The 18,562-nt window shown below is 30.2% G+C and carries 17 protein-coding genes; 3 read left to right on the top strand and 14 right to left on the bottom strand.

Annotation, left to right across the window (positions count from 1 at the left end):
- Positions 1–6: 6 nt before the first annotated feature.
- Together thiH and V2W16_RS06635 are read left to right on the top strand one after the other, a co-directional pair.
- Positions 7–1,182, top strand: a complete 1,176-nt coding sequence (thiH, locus tag V2W16_RS06630; protein ID WP_329383375.1) for a 2-iminoacetate synthase ThiH — start codon at positions 7–9, stop codon at positions 1,180–1,182.
- On the top strand, positions 1,166–1,735 hold the full coding sequence (locus tag V2W16_RS06635; RefSeq protein ID WP_329383378.1) for a thiamine phosphate synthase: 570 nt from the start codon (positions 1,166–1,168) through the stop codon (positions 1,733–1,735). Before thiH ends, V2W16_RS06635 begins: the two co-directional genes overlap by 17 nt.
- Before the next feature lie 24 nt (positions 1,736–1,759).
- On the opposite strand, the gene V2W16_RS06640 is transcribed toward V2W16_RS06635, so the two are convergent.
- Genes V2W16_RS06640 through nadA form a run of 4 tightly spaced genes read right to left on the bottom strand, consistent with a single transcriptional unit; the run spans position 1,760 to position 5,339 of the window.
- A complete protein-coding gene (locus V2W16_RS06640; RefSeq protein ID WP_329383383.1) occupies positions 1,760–2,278 on the bottom strand; it encodes a transcription repressor NadR in 519 nt (172 codons plus the stop codon).
- Positions 2,279–2,289: 11 nt separating this feature from the next.
- Entirely contained in the window at positions 2,290–3,144 is an 855-nt protein-coding gene (nadC, locus tag V2W16_RS06645) for a carboxylating nicotinate-nucleotide diphosphorylase (RefSeq protein WP_425353954.1), read from the bottom strand.
- Positions 3,128–4,417, bottom strand: a complete 1,290-nt coding sequence (locus tag V2W16_RS06650; RefSeq protein WP_329383389.1) for an L-aspartate oxidase — start codon at positions 4,415–4,417, stop codon at positions 3,128–3,130. Before V2W16_RS06650 ends, nadC begins: the two co-directional genes overlap by 17 nt.
- A gap of 10 nt (positions 4,418–4,427) precedes the next feature.
- Positions 4,428–5,339 carry a quinolinate synthase NadA gene (gene nadA / locus V2W16_RS06655; protein ID WP_138268188.1) on the bottom strand — a complete coding sequence of 304 codons (912 nt, stop codon included), beginning with the start codon at positions 5,337–5,339 and terminating at the stop codon, positions 4,428–4,430.
- Between the two features lie 190 nt (positions 5,340–5,529).
- Here nadA and V2W16_RS06660 point away from each other — a divergent pair, with 190 nt between their 5' ends.
- Positions 5,530–6,387: a putative manganese transporter gene (locus tag V2W16_RS06660; RefSeq protein WP_329383393.1), complete on the top strand. Its 858-nt coding sequence runs from the start codon at positions 5,530–5,532 to the stop codon at positions 6,385–6,387.
- 111 nt (positions 6,388–6,498) lie between these two features.
- On the opposite strand, the gene V2W16_RS06665 is transcribed toward V2W16_RS06660, so the two are convergent.
- From V2W16_RS06665 to V2W16_RS06710, 10 genes are all read right to left on the bottom strand, one after another.
- Complete coding sequence (locus V2W16_RS06665) at positions 6,499–7,203, bottom strand: metallophosphoesterase (protein ID WP_329383396.1); 705 nt, start codon at positions 7,201–7,203, stop codon at positions 6,499–6,501.
- Positions 7,204–7,334: 131 nt separating this feature from the next.
- The gene (gene groL / locus V2W16_RS06670) at positions 7,335–8,948 is read right to left on the bottom strand and encodes a chaperonin GroEL (protein ID WP_329383399.1); all 1,614 of its coding nucleotides are present in this window, start codon (positions 8,946–8,948) and stop codon (positions 7,335–7,337) included.
- A gap of 36 nt (positions 8,949–8,984) precedes the next feature.
- Positions 8,985–9,269: a co-chaperone GroES gene (groES, locus tag V2W16_RS06675; RefSeq protein ID WP_138268192.1), complete on the bottom strand. Its 285-nt coding sequence runs from the start codon at positions 9,267–9,269 to the stop codon at positions 8,985–8,987.
- Between the two features lie 201 nt (positions 9,270–9,470).
- Positions 9,471–10,598: an alanine racemase gene (gene alr / locus V2W16_RS06680; protein WP_329383402.1), complete on the bottom strand. Its 1,128-nt coding sequence runs from the start codon at positions 10,596–10,598 to the stop codon at positions 9,471–9,473.
- 274 nt (positions 10,599–10,872) lie between these two features.
- Positions 10,873–11,877 carry a tRNA (adenosine(37)-N6)-threonylcarbamoyltransferase complex transferase subunit TsaD gene (tsaD, locus tag V2W16_RS06685; RefSeq protein WP_329383405.1) on the bottom strand — a complete coding sequence of 335 codons (1,005 nt, stop codon included), beginning with the start codon at positions 11,875–11,877 and terminating at the stop codon, positions 10,873–10,875.
- Complete coding sequence (locus V2W16_RS06690) at positions 11,870–13,270, bottom strand: bactofilin family protein (protein ID WP_329383408.1); 1,401 nt, start codon at positions 13,268–13,270, stop codon at positions 11,870–11,872. Before V2W16_RS06690 ends, tsaD begins: the two co-directional genes overlap by 8 nt.
- Positions 13,271–13,285: 15 nt before the next feature.
- A complete protein-coding gene (rimI, locus tag V2W16_RS06695) occupies positions 13,286–13,729 on the bottom strand; it encodes a ribosomal protein S18-alanine N-acetyltransferase (RefSeq protein ID WP_329383411.1) in 444 nt (147 codons plus the stop codon).
- A gap of 2 nt (positions 13,730–13,731) precedes the next feature.
- The gene (tsaB, locus tag V2W16_RS06700; protein ID WP_329383414.1) at positions 13,732–14,442 is read right to left on the bottom strand and encodes a tRNA (adenosine(37)-N6)-threonylcarbamoyltransferase complex dimerization subunit type 1 TsaB; all 711 of its coding nucleotides are present in this window, start codon (positions 14,440–14,442) and stop codon (positions 13,732–13,734) included.
- On the bottom strand, positions 14,435–14,902 hold the full coding sequence (gene tsaE / locus V2W16_RS06705; protein WP_329383417.1) for a tRNA (adenosine(37)-N6)-threonylcarbamoyltransferase complex ATPase subunit type 1 TsaE: 468 nt from the start codon (positions 14,900–14,902) through the stop codon (positions 14,435–14,437). The genes tsaB and tsaE overlap by 8 nt, the downstream gene beginning before the upstream one ends.
- A 124-nt stretch (positions 14,903–15,026) precedes the next feature.
- The gene (locus V2W16_RS06710) at positions 15,027–18,452 is read right to left on the bottom strand and encodes a pyruvate carboxylase (protein WP_329383422.1); all 3,426 of its coding nucleotides are present in this window, start codon (positions 18,450–18,452) and stop codon (positions 15,027–15,029) included.
- Positions 18,453–18,562 lie beyond the last annotated feature (110 nt).

The following is an 18,562-nucleotide window of genomic DNA, read 5'->3' on the forward strand; positions in this document are numbered from 1 at the left end:
GCAGAAATGAAAAGCATCGAAGAAATGAGAAAAGTAAGTCATATGGAATATATGGAAGATATGGAACAAATACCTTCCGACATTATGGATAAAGTAATAAACGAAATAGAAAATACAAATTTTGATATATATACAAAAGAAGACGTAATAAGAGCTTTAAACAAAGACGAAAAATCCATAGAAGACTTTAAGGCTCTATTATCTCCAGCAGCTCTTCCTTTTCTTGAAGATATAGCAAAAGCTGCTACAAAAGAAACAAGAAAACATTTTGGGAACTCAATATATCTTTTTACTCCTCTTTATATATCAAATTACTGTGAAAACTATTGTATATACTGTGGATTTAACTGCTACAATAAAATTAAGAGAGCAAAACTTCCATATGAAAATATTGAAAAAGAAATGGAAGCAATAAGTAAAACAGGTATAGAAGAAATACTTATACTAACAGGCGAAAGCAGAAAAATGTCTGATGTTGAATACATAGGTAAAGCCTGCGAAATAGCAAAAAAATACTTTAAAAACGTAGGTATTGAAGTTTATCCTATGAATAGCGATGAATACAAATACTTACACGAACACGGTGCAGATTTTGTAACGGTATTCCAAGAAACATACAATTCAGATAAATATGAAACACTTCATTTAATGGGGCATAAAAGAATTTTCCCTTATAGATTTAATGCACAAGAAAGAGCCTTAATGGGTGGAATGAGAGGAGTTGCCTTTGCCGCACTGCTTGGTCTTGATGATTTTAGAAAAGACGCTCTTGCAACGGGACTTCATGCATATTATCTTCAAAGAAAATATCCTCATGCAGAAATATCTTTCTCATGTCCTAGACTTAGACCTATAATAAACAACGACAAAATAAATCCAAAAGACGTACACGAACCACAATTACTTCAAGTTATGTGCGCATATAGATTATTTATGCCTTTTGCAGGGCTAACTATCTCAACAAGAGAAAGAGCAGGTTTTAGAGATAATGTTCTTGGAATGTGTGCAACAAAAATATCAGCAGGAGTAAGTACGGGAGTTGGAAGTCATACTGATGAAGTAGAAGAAGAAGGAGACGACCAATTTGAAATCAGCGATTCTAGAACTCTTGATGAAGTTTTAGACGCAATTAAAAATAGAGGTCTTCAACCCGTAATGAATGATTATGTATACTTATCATAATTTAATATGTATCACAAACAGACATTTATGCAATATAGATTTTTTACAAAGAATAGAACAAATATGTAAAAAAAATCCTAAAGCTATAGTTTTAAGGGAAAAAGACTTAAAAGAAGACGAATATAAAATACTTGCTATGGAAGTAATAAAAATATGTGATAAATACAGCACAGACATAATACTTCATAATTTCATTGATACAGCAATATCCTTAAATCAAAAGAAAATACATCTTCCTCTTTGGAAAGCAAAAGAGGAAAAAGAAAAGCTTAAATATTTTGATATTATTGGAATTTCAACACACAGCACTAAAGAAGCAATAGAAGCAAAAAAGCTTGGAGCAACATATATAACAGCAGGACATATTTTTGAAACGGACTGTAAAAAAGGTCTTAAAGGAAGAGGTCTTGACTTTTTAAAAGAAGTAACAGAATGTGTCGATATTCCGGTATATGCAATAGGCGGAATTAATAAGGAAAATATAGATACAGTTATTAATATGGGTGCAAAAGGTGCTTGCATAATGTCAGGATTTATGAAAGGCATGTTCTAAAATATATTATAAAAAAACAGCTGATTATTCAGCTGTTTTTTCTATTAGATAGTTCTTTTCTTTTAATGCATTTTCAACAAGATCCAATACTTCTTCGCTGTCACTTTCCACTGTATGATAATGATAATTTGAAGTAGTATTTTTAAGAGGCGCAGATTTACCTTTGTTTATTCCATCAATAAAGTTCATTACATCTCTTCTGGAAGAAACATCAAGCTTTGCTGTTAACTTTCCGTAAACTTTATGATTTACAAACACATCTAAAACTCTTGCTCCAAGGTCTACAATAGTATTAAGTTCATCTATTATTTCATCATCGCTGTGATAGACCTTAAAAACTCTTTTAAAAGTGTTTCCTCCGTTTATGATATAACCCTTGTGTGTAGAAATAATATCGTTATTTTCGGCTCTAAGGAGCGCTATATCCTGAACTATAACCTGTCTGCTGACATTTAGCTTTTTTGCTAACGCACTGCCTGAAACAGGTTCCATATTATATTTAATTATATTTAAAATTTCTTTCCTTCTGGTTTTTGCATCCATTGTTTTATCCTTTATAAAGCTCTTAAATTTTTCATAGACAAATCAAGAATTTTTGCCGAATGAGTAAGAGCACCGCTTGAAATATAATCAACCCCAATATCAGTTAAATTTTTTATATTTTCTTTTGTTACATTTCCAGAACACTCTGTTTTGGCTTTCCCCTTACACATCTTTACAGCTTCTATCATATCATCTTTTTGCATATTATCAAGCATTATTATATCAGCTCCTGCATCTAAGGCTTCCTTTAACATATCCAAATTTTCAACCTCAACTTCAATTTTTCTTACAAAAGGAGCATATTCTTTTGCCATAATAACAGCTTCTTTAACTCCTCCAGCTGCTGCAATGTGATTGTCTTTTAAAAGTATACCATCTGAAAGATTGTATCTATGATTATACCCTCCTCCGACTTTAACGGAATATTTTTCAAATATTCTCATATTCGGAGTTGTTTTTCTCGTATCTAAAAGTTTTGTTTTTGTTCCTTTTAGCATTGATGCGACTTTATTTGTATAAGTTGCAATACCGCTCATTCTTTGAAGATAATTAAGTGCTGTCCTCTCCCCTGAAAGAAGAACTCTTATATCTCCCGTAATTTTACCTATAAGTTGTTTATTCTTTACTTCTTGTCCATCTTTTACATAAAATTCAACTTTTGTATCTTCATCTAAAAGTTCAAAAGTTCTTTTAAAAACATCAAGTCCGGCAATAATCCCATCTTCTTTACATATAAGCTCAACTTCACCTTTTTTATATTCTTTCATTACGGCATTTGTAGTTATATCTTCACTTGTTATATCTTCTCTTAAAGCCTGCATGATGAGACTGTCCATATTTAATTTCATGCTAATTTGCTCTTTCATGTTCTTTCTTGTTCCTTTCGACTTCTTTAAGTACCTTTTCTTTATATTGTTGTTTTAATGAAGTATAGTCTTTGTAATTATCTAAATTGATATTTATATCAATTTTATTTAATTTTTCATACTTTTCGGTTATTTCCTTTGCTGCTCTTTTAGCAAAAACTAAACTTTCAAGCAAGGAATTACTTGCAAGTCTGTTCTTTCCATGAACTCCGTTACAGCTTGTTTCTCCTACTGCATATAAATGTTCCATAGAAGTTTTTGAATTATAATCCACCTTTATTCCTCCCATGAAATAATGCTGAGACGGAACAACAGGAATAGGCTCTTTTGTAACGTCATAACCTTCTTCAAGGCAATGTTTATATATATTAGGAAAATGTTTTTTTATTACCTCTTTATCTATCGGTTTCATTGATAGCCATACATAAGGCATATTATCCTTTTTCATTTGTTTTAAAATTTCTTTTGAAAGAAGATCTCTTGGTAAAAGTTCATTTGCAAATCTTTCCATGTTTTTATTTAAAAGAATTGCCCCTTCCCCTCTTACTGATTCGGAAATCAAAAATCTTCTTCCTTTCTTCTTAGAATAAAGAGTGGTTGGATGAATTTGAATATAATCAATATTTTTAAGTTCTATTCCCCTGTTAATTGCAATGGCTATTGCATCAGCTGTAATGTGAGGAAAATTTGTGGAGTTATCATAAAGCCCTCCAATTCCTCCACAAGCAAATACAGTATAATCTGCATTTATAAGAAAAACTTCATTTTCTTCATTTCTTGCAACAATACCATAACATACATTATCTTTTGAAATAACATCAACCATTGTAACATGTTCCATTATTGTTATGTTTTCTCTTTTTTCTGCTTCTAAAAGCAGCTTAGATGTAATTTCTTTTCCCGTTGTGTCTTCATGAAATAATATTCTTTTGGAAGAATGAGCACCTTCTCTTGTATATATATAATTATTACCTTCTTTTGCAAAATCTACATTATATTTTTCCAAATCTTTTAATATATCAACAGAAGATCTTATCATTATATCAACGGATTTTTTATCATTTTCATAATGTCCGGCTTTCATTGTATCTTCAAAATAATTCTCATAATCATCTTCACTTTTTAAAACACACATTCCGCCTTGAGCCAAAAATGAATCACTGTTTTTCGCTTCATCTTTAGTTATTATAATTATATTTTTTTCTTTAGGTAAATTAAGTGCGGCAAAAAGTCCTGCCGCACCTGTACCCACAATCACTATATCTGTTTTCATTATCTCTTCCTTATTTCCCAAGTTCAAGCATTTTTTCCAAAGGTAAATATGCTTCCTTCATTAAATTTTCATCTAATACTACTTCACCACTGCCATTTTCAAGACAGTTAAGTATTTTATCAAGAGTAATTTTTTTCATATCAGGACAAATCTGTTCACATGAAATAGTATAGAATTTTTTATCTTTATTCTTTTCTTTTAATTCATATAAAACACCGGTTTCTGTTACTACAATAAATTCATTACATGAAGAATTTGTGGCATAATCAATAATACCAGCTGTACTGCCTATGTAATCAGCAAGTTTTAATACATCTTCTGTACATTCAGGATGAACCAAAACTTCAGCATTTTCATGAAGCTCTTTTGCCTTTAATAAACTTTCTTTATCCATTTTTTTATGTATAGGACAATATCCGTCATTTAAAATAATGTTTTTATCTTTTACTTTTTCTGATACATATCTTCCTAGATTTTCATCAGGTATAAAGAAAATATTTTTATTTGGCAAGCTTTCAACAATTTTTAATGCATTTGAAGATGTTACGCATACATCAGAGTGTGATTTTAATTTTGCACTTGAGTTTACATAACATACAACTGCCAAATCATCGTATTCCTTTTTCATTTGTTCTATTTTTTCTACACTTGCCATATGTGCCATTGGACAATCTGCACTTTCATCAGGCATTAAAACCTTTTTATTTGGATTAAGTATCTTTGCACTCTCTCCCATAAAAGATACTCCGCAGAATACTATTACATCTTCTTTTATTTTTGTTGCCACTTTTGCAAGATAAAATGAATCTCCAACATAATCTGCTATTTTTTGTATTTCATCATCCACATAATAATGCGCCAATATAACTGCATTTTTTTCTTTTTTTAATTTCTCGATTTTACTAATAACTGTATCTCCCATTTTATACTCCTTAATTGACTTGTCACATATTATAGCACTAAACTTTACATATGACAAGACAGTTGTAAATAATATTAAAAATACTTTATTACTATTAGAAAAAAACAATTTTTATTATATAATTATGGTAGACTTTTTATGTTAATATATGTTACCATAAACTAACATAATACAATTTAAGGAGAGTTACATGCTATTACATTCTTTGGAACATGCTTTTACCGACAGCATTAAAATATTTCCGTTCTTACTTATTACATATATAATACTTGAATTTATTGAACATAAAACAGAAGATAAGTTTAATAAGATAATTGAAAAAGCTGGTATATTCGGTCCAATTGTAGGGGCTGTGCTTGGAGCAATACCACAATGCGGGTTTTCAACCGCTGCATCAAATTTTTATGCAGGAAGAATAATTTCTCTTGGTACCTTAATTGCAATCTTTTTATCAACATCAGATGAAATGCTTCCTATAATGATTGCAAGTGCTGCTCCTATTTCTTTAATACTTAAGATAATTTTTTCAAAAGTAGTAATCGGAATATTTTTTGGGTTAATAATAGATATATTACTTAGAAAATCAGACATAGATCATAAAGTTAATATGGGACACAGTGATAACCATATGCATGATGATTGCAAAGAAGAAGAAAGTTTTTTGTTTTCTGCAATTAAACACACTATAAATATTTTTATTTTCATATTTATATTTACATTTGTACTAAATATTTTTATTGAATTTATTGGAGAAGAAAATCTTTCAAACATTATTTTAAATAAACCTATAATAGGTTCATTAATTGCCGGTATTGTAGGACTTATACCTAACTGTGCAGGTTCAGTAATAATAACAAATTTATATTTAAGTGGAGGACTCGGCTTTGGAGCCATGATGTCAGGATTACTTGTAAGTGCAGGAGTTGGTCTTTTGGTTTTATTTAAGGTTAACAAGGACAGAAAAGAAAACATTAAAATTCTTATTCTTCTCTATCTAATAGGTTCACTTTGTGGAATAATAATTGATTTATTTTCAAACTTTATATAAAAAAAAGGTATATCAAATTGATATACCTTTTTATTTTTATAGTGTAAATATAAATTTCTGTGTTATTGCAACTTCAGTAAAAAACAAAAGAAAGAGCTAAAAGAATATATATTAATCGCTGTAGAATTCTTCTTGTGTTTCTATGCAATATGCCGCCAACTTTCCTCCATATACACAACCGCAATCTATTGCAATATGTCCATTTTGCTTATATATATGAGGTTTGCTGTCATCATTAATTAACATAGTCGGAGTATGTCCACTTATAAAAAAAGTATTTTTATCTTCAAGATATCTTTTTGAATAGTCACTTCTTCCTTCTATATAATCAAATATTTCATATTCACCGATTTCTTTATCTTTATCAAAATTTTCAAGTCCGGCATGAGTAAGAATATAATGTTTATTGTCATGATATATTTCTTCATATAAACTTGCATTTTCTATATAATCAGCCAATGCTATCTTTTCTTCTTTACTCATCTTTTTAAATTCATTCATTGTTATTTTCCCGCCGCTTTCGCTCCATGCAAAATATAAATCAATATCGGCAGAAGATAAATTTTTCTTATCTTTATCTTTTAAATCATTGTCAAATTTTTTTATCATTTCATAAAAAAGAAAATCATGATTTCCTAGAAGATAAACAACATTTTTCCTATTCATTATATCTTTAAATACATCCATTGGTTTTGGTCCTCTGTCCACTACATCACCTAAAATATATAATATATCTTTGTCTTTCAAGTTTATTTTATTAATTAAATCCATGTACTCATCATAACAACCATGTATATCACTTATTATATATCTCATAAAAACCCTCTGATTTTATTTTATATAGTAATTTTATCATAAAATATAAATTTATAATGTTTTATAATATTAATTTTTTTTAATAAAAAAACACCCTTAATAAAGGGTGTTTTAATTTCGCTTCACTTAAATTACATCATTGGAGGTGTCATTTGAGGAGCGTTGTCTTCTGATTTAATATCAGCAACACTAGCTTCTGTTGTAAGGAACATAGCACTTACACTTGCAGCATTTTGCATCGCTGATCTTGTTACTTTAGTTGGGTCTACGATACCTGCTTCAACCATGTCTTTGTATTCAAAGTTAAATGCATCGAAACCTTTACCTTTTTCTTCATTTAATAATTTATCAACTACTACGCTACCTTCAACACCGGCATTGTAAGCAATTTGTCTAAGTGGAGCTTCAACAGCTTTTCTGATAATTGCAGCACCTGTTTTTTCATCTCCTTCTAGAGAGTTTACAAGTTCGTCTAATGCTGGAATTGTAGAAATCATTGCGCTACCACCACCAGGAACGATACCTTCTTCTACAGCTGCTCTTGTAGCATTAAGAGCATCTTCGATTCTGTATTTCTTTTCTTTCATTTCTGTTTCTGTTGCAGCACCTACTTGAATTACTGCTACACCGCCAGAAAGTTTAGCAAGTCTTTCTTGTAATTTTTCTTTGTCATATTCTGAAGTTGTTTCAGGAATTTGAGCTTTAATTTGATTTCTTCTGTCTTCGATTTTTTCTGGATCACCATGACCTTCAACGATGATTGTGTTTTCTTTGTCAACTCTGATTTGTGTTGCTCTACCAAGCATATCAAGAGTTGTAGATTTAAGATCCATACCTAAATCATCACTTATTACTGTACCACCTGTTAAAATTGCTAAATCGTCAAGCATAGCTTTTCTTCTATCACCAAATCCAGGAGCTTTTACTGCTACACAGTTAATTACGCCTCTAAGTTTATTTACAATTAATGTAGAAAGAGCTTCGCCTTCGATATCATCAGCAATGATAAGTAAGTTACCTGCAGCTTGTTGTAATTCTGTTAATAAAGGTAAGATTTCTTGCATATTAGTGATTTTTTTATCTGTTAATAAGATGTATGGTTTGTCATATACACATTCCATTTTTTCTACATCTGTTGCCATGTATGCTGATAAATAACCTCTGTCAAATTGCATACCTTCTGTGAATTCAAGTTCAACTTTCATTGACTTTCCTTCTTCGATTGTAATAACACCGTCATTACCAACTTTTTCCATAGCTTCTGAAATAAGTTCACCTACTGTTTCATCAGCTGAAGAAATAGCTGCTACTTGAGCAATAGCTTTTTTACCTTCAACAGGTTTAGAAATTTTCTTAAGTTCTTCAACGAATTTATCTACTGCTTTTTCGATACCTTTTTTAAGTACCATTGGGTTTGCTCCTGCTGCAACGTTTTTAAGACCCTCGTTAATGATTGATTGTGCAAGAACAGTTGCTGTTGTTGTACCATCTCCTGCTGCATCATTTGTGTTTGTTGCAACTTCTTTTACAAGTTGTGCACCCATGTTTTCAAAGTTATCTTCAAGTTCAATTTCTCTTGCAATTGTTACACCATCATTTGTAATGATTGGAGAACCAAAGCTTTTACCAAGAACAACATTTCTTCCTCTTGGTCCTAATGTTACTTTAACTGTATCAGCTAATTTATCAACTCCGGCTTTTAAACCTTCTCTTGCTTCAATTCCGTATTTAATTTCTTTTGCCATTTTATATCACCTTTCCTTATCTACTAATTATTAAAATTATTTAACAATAGCTAAAATATCGTTTTGTCTTAAAATAAGATATTCTTCGCCTTCTAATTTTACTTCTGAGCCTGCATATTTTGAATAAATAACAGTATCGCCTTCTTTTACATCTAAAGCAACTTTTTTACCATCTACGATTTCACCTGTACCAACAGCGATTACTTCACCCATAACAGGTTTTTCTTTTGCTGTATCAGGTAAAATGATACCTGTTGCTGTTTTATTTTCTTCTTCTTTTACTTTTATTACGACTTTGTCGCCAAGTGGCTGTAATTTCATGATTAACTCACGCCTCCTAAAATATATTTTATATTAGTTATAATCAATCTCGTTAGCACTCCTCTTTCCTGAGTGCTAATAGTATTTTAGCACACTTATATATATTGTCAATAGTATTTATGAAAAAAATTAATTATCTTTTAAAATTTTTCTCTAATTTCATGTTAAAGATAATTATGTTAAATAAAAAGAACCGAGAAATTAAAATTCTCTCGGCTCTGAATTTAAAATATATTCTCTTTTTACTCTTTTGTTTATACAACATAAAAGCTCATAAGGAATTGTTTCACATATTTTAGCTAAATCTGAAACGCTTATATTTTCTCCGAATATTTCAACGCTATCTCCTATGTTTATGTCTGCATCCATAGGAATTTCAAGCATTGTCATATCCATACAAACATTTCCTATTACATTACATTCATATTTGCCATTAACAAGAACCTTTCCTTTATTGGAAAGCTTTCTGTTATATCCGTCTGCATACCCTACACACATTACGGCAACTCTTGTTTTTTTATCAGCTGTAAAAGTTCTTCCATAACCTATGGTTTCTCCTTTTTCCACTGTAAAAATATTGCTTATGCTTGTGTGGAAAGACATAACAGGTTTATATGGATTAACCTCGGGTTTAATCTCTGAAGGATAAATTCCATAAAGAACAATACCAGCTCTTACACCATCAAGATAATATTCATCTAAATCTGTTATTGCGGCAGAATTTGCTATGTGTTTTATCTTTATGTCAAAACCGTATTCTTTAGCTTTATTTATTGCATATTCAAATATTTCATATTGCATTTTGCTATAAGTTTTATCAACTTCGTCACTTGTTGCAAAATGAGAAAAAATTCCTTCAAATTCAAGATTTTTAAGCTCCTTTAAAGCGGCAAAAGCACTGTCAATTTCATGTTTTTTAAATCCAAGTCTGTTCATACCTGTATTAATTTTAATATGTACTCTTGCTTTTGTATTGTTTTTTAAAGCTTCTTCATTTAATTTCTTTGCAAAATCAATATTGTATATTGCAGGAATAATATTATTTTCTAAAATTTTATTAATCTTTCTATCCGGAACATAACCAAGGATTAATATATCACTGTCAATACCATATTCTCTTAGACACATAGCTTCATACACACTGGAAACAGCAAATAAATCAGCTCCTTCTTCCATTAGAACTTTTGCACATATTTCTGCACCGTGTCCGTATGCATCAGCTTTAATTACAGGTATTACTTTTTTATCTCCAACTTTATTTTTTATTACTCTGTAATTATTAATTAAATTATCTAAATTTATCTTTACACCCGTTTGAAATCTTTCCATTTTCAAATTACTCCATAATATTCATTTTTTGATAAAATTTTACAAAATATAATGAATTTGTTATCTTTTCTACAAATTTATACACATATCAACAGACTTATCCACAGTTTTCCACAATTATTCACATTTAAAAGTACTTATTTTAAGGGATTTTGTCTATTTTATACACATGAATTATCAACAATTTTATTATATTTTACATTGATGATGTTTAAAAATCCACAAAAAATGTTGATAATTTTTATTACATTTTTATTAACTTATTAATTGTATATTACAATTTTAAGTCAGGATTTGCATTTAAAATCAGACTGTCTTTTTTGTTATTTATATAATTAAAATATCCACTACATCCAATCATTGCAGCATTGTCCGTACAATAAACTTTATCAGGAATAAATAATTTTATCCCCTCTTCTTCACAACGTTTTTTTAGTTCATTTCTTAGCATATCGTTACAAAGAACACCTCCACCGACACAAAGAGTCTTCATGTTTTCTTTTTTCAGTGCTAACATTGTTTTATTTACTATTGTATCTACAACACATCTGTTAAAACTTGCACAAACATTATCTATGTTAATCTCTTCGTTTTTCATTTTCTTACTATTTAAATAGTTAAGCACAGCACTCTTTAGCCCACTAAAACTAAAATCAAGATTATCCTTACCCATCATAACAATAGGAAAATCAATGCTGTGTTCATCCCCTTCTTTTGCATGCTTATCTATTTGAACTCCTCCCGGATAAGAAAGTCCAAGACTTCTTGCGACCTTATCAAATGCTTCTCCTGCAGCATCATCTTTAGTAGAACCAAGAAGTTCAAAATCAGTATAGCTATTAACCTTTGTTATATTTGTATGTCCTCCGCTTGCCGTTAAACATACAAAAGGAGGTTTTGCTCCCATAAGAAAACTTGCGCTTATATGCCCTGCCATATGGTTTACACCAACTAAGTCTTTATTTAAACTAAAAGCAAGAGCTTTTGCATAAGATAAACCTATAAGTAAAGCTCCAACAAGCCCTGGTCCTGTGGTAACGCTTATAAAATCAATATCATCAAAAGTTACATCTGCATCTGATAGTGCTTTATCTACAACACTTGAAATCTTCATTAAATGATTTCTAGATGCAATTTCCGGAACAACCCCTCCGTAAACTTTATGAATATCAATTTGTGTATGAATTACGTTTGACCTAACTTTTATACCGTCTTCAACAACTGCAACACTTGTTTCGTCACAGGAAGTTTCAATCGCTAAAGTTAAAATACTACTCATCTTCTTTATCCTCTTTTTTATTTATATCTTCAGTTTCTTCTTGTTTTTCATTATCATCATTTTCTTTTAGAGTTTCTTCTCTTTTTCTCATTGCTTCTTCAAATTTTCTGCTTTTCATTTGTTCAAATTTTTGTTTTGTTCTGATTATATCTTCTCTGCTGTCATTAATACTCATTAGTGTTATATATTCTGTTTTTTCCCTTTTCATTTGGAAACGCAAATATAGTGAAACAAGCATTACAATGCTTCCTATTCCTATTAAATTAAATACAAATATAATAAGTGAACTTAATATACCTATAGACAAAAATTCCAATGCAAGCAGAATAAATACACCAGTAAGCATTTTACTAGATAATTTTTGACCTTTTACAAAAAGTCCGCCAATAACAAGAGCAGTTGGAATAGTTGCAATATAAGTTAAGTTAAAATATAAACTTAACAAATGAAGCGCAACAGGAATGCCGACAACTGTCATTATCAATATAAACATAAGAGGAGTTATTACAAGCATTGTAAGAGCTCCCATGCTTAAACATTTTAAAATATTTCTTCTTGCAAATATCTCTACTTTTAAAGCACTTATAGGGAATAATTTTATAAGAATTAAGCCTATGATTAAAATTGTTATCTTGCTTAAATTATTATAATATCCAAGAAAATCTGCAAACACACTGCTATCAGAAGTCGTAATGCTTTGAGGAATATTAAGACCTAAATCTTTTTTTTCTACTCCTCCTTTTATCTTGCTTTCTTTTGTCTTAACTATAGGATTTTCACTTTCATATATAAGTTTACCTTCTATCTCAGCTTCTTTTCCTATTACAAGTTCATTACATCCAACCTTAACATCACCATTTATTTTACTGTTAATTGTTACGCTATCCCCGACAATAAAAACATCTCCGTTAACAGTTCCTTTTAAAAGAACATCATCCACAAATACATTTACATCTTCTTTTATAGATGTTTTTTCGTTTGTAATTAATTTATCTCCATATACAATTAAATCACCGTTTATTGTAGCATTATTTAGATATAAATTATTATAAAAACCTATTAAATCTTTATTGATTGTACCTGTAGAATTAAATTCAGGTGAAAATGATATAACACTTCCATCAATGTATCCCTTATTTTCCATATTGCTTGTAAGTGCTATTACATTGCCGTTTATCTTTCCTTCATTTACTATATTTGTATAAACTCCCATAAAAATGGATTTATCATATGTATCTTTTTTATTTAATGAAAAAAAGGTTCCTGTTGTATTTGTTTTTATTTCTTCTGCCTCATCAGTTTTTGATGCAGCAAGAATAAATGAAGGCACCATACAAAGCACCAATATAATTAATATAAAAATATTTATCTTATTCTTAAATTTTTTTGTCATTATATCTCCCCAAAATTATTCTTCAAATCGCCACATTATATAAGCATCTTCATGATTATCCGCATAATAATTTTTTCTTTTTCCGTAAATTTTAAATCCAACACTTTCATATAAATTTATTGCAGGATCATTAGACTCCCTAACTTCCAAAGTCATTTCTTTAATACCTTTTTTTAATGCGTGCTTTATAAGGATAAGCAAAAGGTCCTTCCCATACCCTTTTCCTCTTCTATTTTCCTTTATGCCCATTGTCGTAATATGCCCTTGCCCGACAATATCCTGATAACCTCCAAAAGCTATAAGCTCATCTTTATCATAAAAAACTATATAATAACTTTTATAGTTTATTAGCTCTGAAAAAATAGAATTATCAGACCATGGATTTGCAAAACATCCTTTTTCAAATTCAATTATATCTTCAATATCGGTAATCACCGCTTCTCTTACCAAAATACTCATATTTACACTCTTTTATTCTTTTCTAATCTTTGTTCTTCAGCTGCAGAAGGTCTTATATAATTCGGCAAGAAATTGTCATAACGGTAAATATTCTTATTTTCCTTTAAATGTTCTTTTGCTACTATCGCAACCCCGCTTGCCTTTGGAAGATAATTATAAGTAGTGGCAAATATAGCTTTATCTTTAAGTTTTTCCTTAATTTTATCTTTATATTTTAGTATTCCGTCTCCAGCAAATAAAACCCTATCAAATTCTTCTGCCTTTGAAATAACCTCTTCAATATTTTTTATTCCATCTTCATATTGAGCTGATAATTTAGAATCTTTTTCAATAAACATATTAAAATAAGTATCATTTCTTTGTGCATCAAAAATAACAAAAATAACCTCATTTAGTCCTTTTACATTGTTTGCACAAGCTTCCAAAGAAGAAACAGAAATAATAGGCTTATTTTTTGTTTGAGAAAATGCCTTAACTGTAGCTGCCGCTATTCTAAGTCCCGTAAAAGACCCAGGACCATTGCCTACAGCAAAATAATCAATATCATCAATAGTAAGTCTTACGTCTTCAAGAAGATGTTTTATCATAGGAAGAAGTTTTTCAGAATGTTTAAGTTTATACGCAGTATATTCTTCTCCAAGTATTCTATCATCTTCCCAAACGGCAACGCTTGCCGCAACCGTTGAAGTATCTATTGCAAGTATTCTACACATACATTTCCTCCAATTTATATATAATATCTTTAGACTCTTCATCTAAAGCTTTTATATTTATATTTCTTTCATTAAAATCATTTGTTGATTTTTCTATATTTACAATAATACCGCTGTTATCAAGTTCATCCATTATCATGTCTGCCCACTCAATTATCATTTTATTTTTTTTATAAATATCATAAAATCCTATATAATCAAGTTCGCTTATATCTTCAATTCTATAAGCATCCATATGATAAAGAACATTATTTACATCTTTATATTCGTTTATTATGGTATAAGTTGGAGAAGAAAATTCTGATATTAATCCAAGACTATTAGCAATACCTTTACTAAGCTGAGTTTTACCGCTTGCCATTTCTCCAATCAAATAAACAGTCGTATTATCCTTTAAAAGTTTCCCTATATTTTCTCCAAGTTTCGTAGTTTCAATATCATTTTTTGTTACTAAATTCATAAACTTTTCCTATTCTATTTTAAACTTAAAGTATATTATATCAAAAAATAATATATTAATAAATATATAACGTATATTTCATAAATAAAAAAGAAGCGGTTAACCGCTTCTTTAAATTGATATTTTATTCAAATTCTATTAATAATTGACCGGCTTTTACATTGTCAAGTTCTTGAACCAATACGTCTTTTATTACTCCGTCACATGGAGCAACAACTTCAGTTTCCATCTTCATTGCTTCAACAACACATACAGATTGGTTTTTCTTAACTTCTTCACCGATTCCAACATTTACTTTAATTACAGAACCAGGAATTGGAGAACCTATGTGTTTTTCATTTTTAGGATCAGCCATTTCAATTATTTTATCAGTTGTTTGATTAACCACAAAGTTTGGATCATTTACATATAAAACTCTTCTGAAGCCGTCAACTTCATAAACCATTCTTTTTGTTCCGTCAGGATGAGTATTACCGATTCTTACAAGTTTAATTACATGGCTCTTACCTTCTCCAAAGAATATTTCTGTTTCTTCGCCTAGTGCTAGCCCTGTAAAGAAAGCATCTGAAGGCATATAAGTTAAATCACCATAATCTTCTTTGAATTTTAGATAATCTTTATAAACTTTCTTATAAAGCGCTGCAGAAAGAACTTGTTTTTCATTTAATTCCATACCGAATTCTTCTCTAAATTCTTCTCTTATCTTATCGAAGTCTTCATCAGGAAGAAGTTCACCTGGACGTTTTGTAATATATTCTGCACCTTTAAGAACAACTTCTCTTAATTTTTCATCAAAGCCCCATTCAGGTTGACCAATCATTCCTTTAAAGAAATCTACAACACTGTCTGGGAATGCTAAGTCTTTTCCTTTTTCATAGATATTTTCTTTATCTAAATCATTTTGTAGCATAAAGATTGCAAAGTCACCTACAACTTTTGATGTTGGAGTTACTTTGATTATATCACCAAGAAGTTCATTTGCTTGTTTATATTTTTCAAGAACATCTGTAAATCTATGTCCAAGTCCGAAACTTTCAACTTGAGATTTAAGGTTACTGTATTGTCCTCCGGGAACTTCATATTTATAAATTTGAGTTGTTCCTGTTTTTAAGCCTGATTCAAATCCTGTATAGTATTTTCTTGCTTTTTCATAGTAGTCACTTACGATTTGAATTTCATCTAAATTAATATTACTTTGTCTTGGAGTATATTCAAGACCTGCAACTATTGCTTCAAGAGAAGGTTGTGATGTAGTTCCACTCATTGAAGAAAGAGCACCTTCTACAATATCTACTCCTGCGGCACTTGCCATTAACATACTTGAAACACCGTTTCCTGCTGTATCATGAGTATGGAAATGAATTGGAATATTTACTTCATCTTTTAATGCTTTCGCAAGTTTCATTGCTGCAGCAGGTTTTAATAAGCCTGACATATCCTTAATTGCAAGAATATGCGCACCCATTGCTTCAACTTCTTTTGCTTTTTTAATGTAGTAATCCAATGTATATTTAGTTTTATTTTTATCTAATATATCCCCAGAATAACAAATCGCAACTTCTGCAACTTTTCCAAGTTTTAATACTTCTTCAACAGAAGGTTTAATTTGATCTAACCAGTTAAGAGCATCAAACACTCTAAATACATCAACACCGCTTTTTGCACTTTGTTTGATAAATTCTTTAATTACATTATCAGGGTAGTTTTTATATCCTACGGCGTTTGAACCTCTAAGAAGCATTTGGAATAAGATATTTGGTATCATTTCTCTTAATAGTTCCAATCTTGCCCATGGAGATTCTTTTAAGAAACGATAAGATGTATCAAATGTTGCTCCACCCCATACTTCAAGAGCATAAACATCTTTTTCATAGCGGCTTACGCTTTCTGCTATTTTCAAGAAATCAACGGTTCTCATTCTTGTTGCAAATAAAGATTGTTGCGCATCACGCATAGTTGTATCCATGAATAAAAGTTGTTTTTGATCTTTTATCCATTTTACAAGTCCGTCAGGACCTTGTTCATCAAGAATTTGTTTTGTTCCTCTAAGAGCAGGCATGTCTTTAAATCTAGGAACTTCTATTTTTGGTATAATTTCTTTATTTTGATTATCATGTTTTAATGTTGTTTCAGATAAATATGTAAGAACTTTTGCAAGTTGATCATCAAATTTTTCGATATTGAAAAGTTCAGGATGATCTTCAATAAAGTTTGTATTACATATTCCTTTTTTAAAGTCAGGATGTTTTAAAACATTGATAAGGAAGTCTTTGTTTGTTGAAACACCTTCGATTTCGTGTTCCTTTAAAGTTCTTATCATTTTCTTTCTTGCTTTGTCAAAGTCTCTTGCATATGTTGTTGTTTTAACAAGAAGACTGTCAAAGTAAGGTGTTATTTCAGAACCGGCAAAACCATTACCACCGTCAAGTCTTACCCCTGGACCTGCACCTGTTTTGTATATTGTGATTTTACCTGTATCAGGCATAAAGTTATTTAATACATTTTCTGTTGTAACCCTACATTCAATTGCCGCACCACTCATTTTTATATCATCTTGAGATTGAATGTTTATTTCTTCATCTGTAAGTTTATATCCTTCGGCAATTAAAATTTGAGCTTGAACCAAGTCTACGTTTGTTACAAGTTCTGTAACAGTATGTTCAACTTGGATTCTTGGGTTAACTTCCATAAAGTAATGTTTTTCATTTTCATCAACCAAGAATTCAACTGTACCTGCATTTGTATATCCAACGTGTTTTGCAAGGTTTACTGATTCTTCACAAATTGCTCTTCTTGTCTCTTCACTGATTGATTGTGAAGGTGAAAATTCAATAATTTTTTGATGTCTTCTTTGAATAGAACAATCCCTTTCAAAAAGATGAACGATATGACCGTATTCATCGGCTAAGATTTGAGCTTCAACATGTCTTGGAGAACGAACATATTTTTCAATAAAAACTTCTCCATTGTTAAAAGCTTTTTTTGCTTCTCTTACGGCAGATTCAAATTGACCTTTTAAATCTTCTTCCCTTTCACAAACTCTCATACCTCTTCCACCGCCGCCGGCACTGGCTTTTATTATAACAGGGTATCCGATTTTTGCACTAATGTCTTTTGCTTCTTCAACCGTATCTACTTTTATACCATCAAGAACACTAACTCCGGCTTCTATCGCTGCATTTTTGGCATTAACTTTATTTCCAAGAAGTTCGATAACTTTTGAATTTGGACCGATAAATTTAATACCGGCCTTTTCACATTCTGCCGCAAATTCAGGATTTTCTGATAAAAACCCATATCCTGGATGTATTGCATCAATATTTTTAGCCTTTGCAAGTTCAATTATTGCTTCTATGTTTAAATAGGCGTCCGTTGGTGAATTGGTACCTTTAATTAGATAAGCCTCATCTGCTTTACTTCTAAAAAGTGATAATTTGTCTTCTTCGCAGTAAATACAAATAGCTTTCATTCCAAGTTCTTGTACCGCTCTTATGATTCTAATTGCAATTTCACCACGGTTTGCGATTAAAACTCTTTTAAAATTTTTCATCATGCCCTCCTCTTTCCATATATTCTAAATATTATACTAAATTTTCTTAATTTTTAAAAGACTTTTTATACCATTATTATAAAAAAATATATATTTATTAATTTTTTGTA

This window comes from Anaerofustis butyriciformans, assembly GCF_036289385.1.
GTDB lineage: Bacteria > Bacillota > Clostridia > Eubacteriales > Anaerofustaceae > Anaerofustis > Anaerofustis butyriciformans.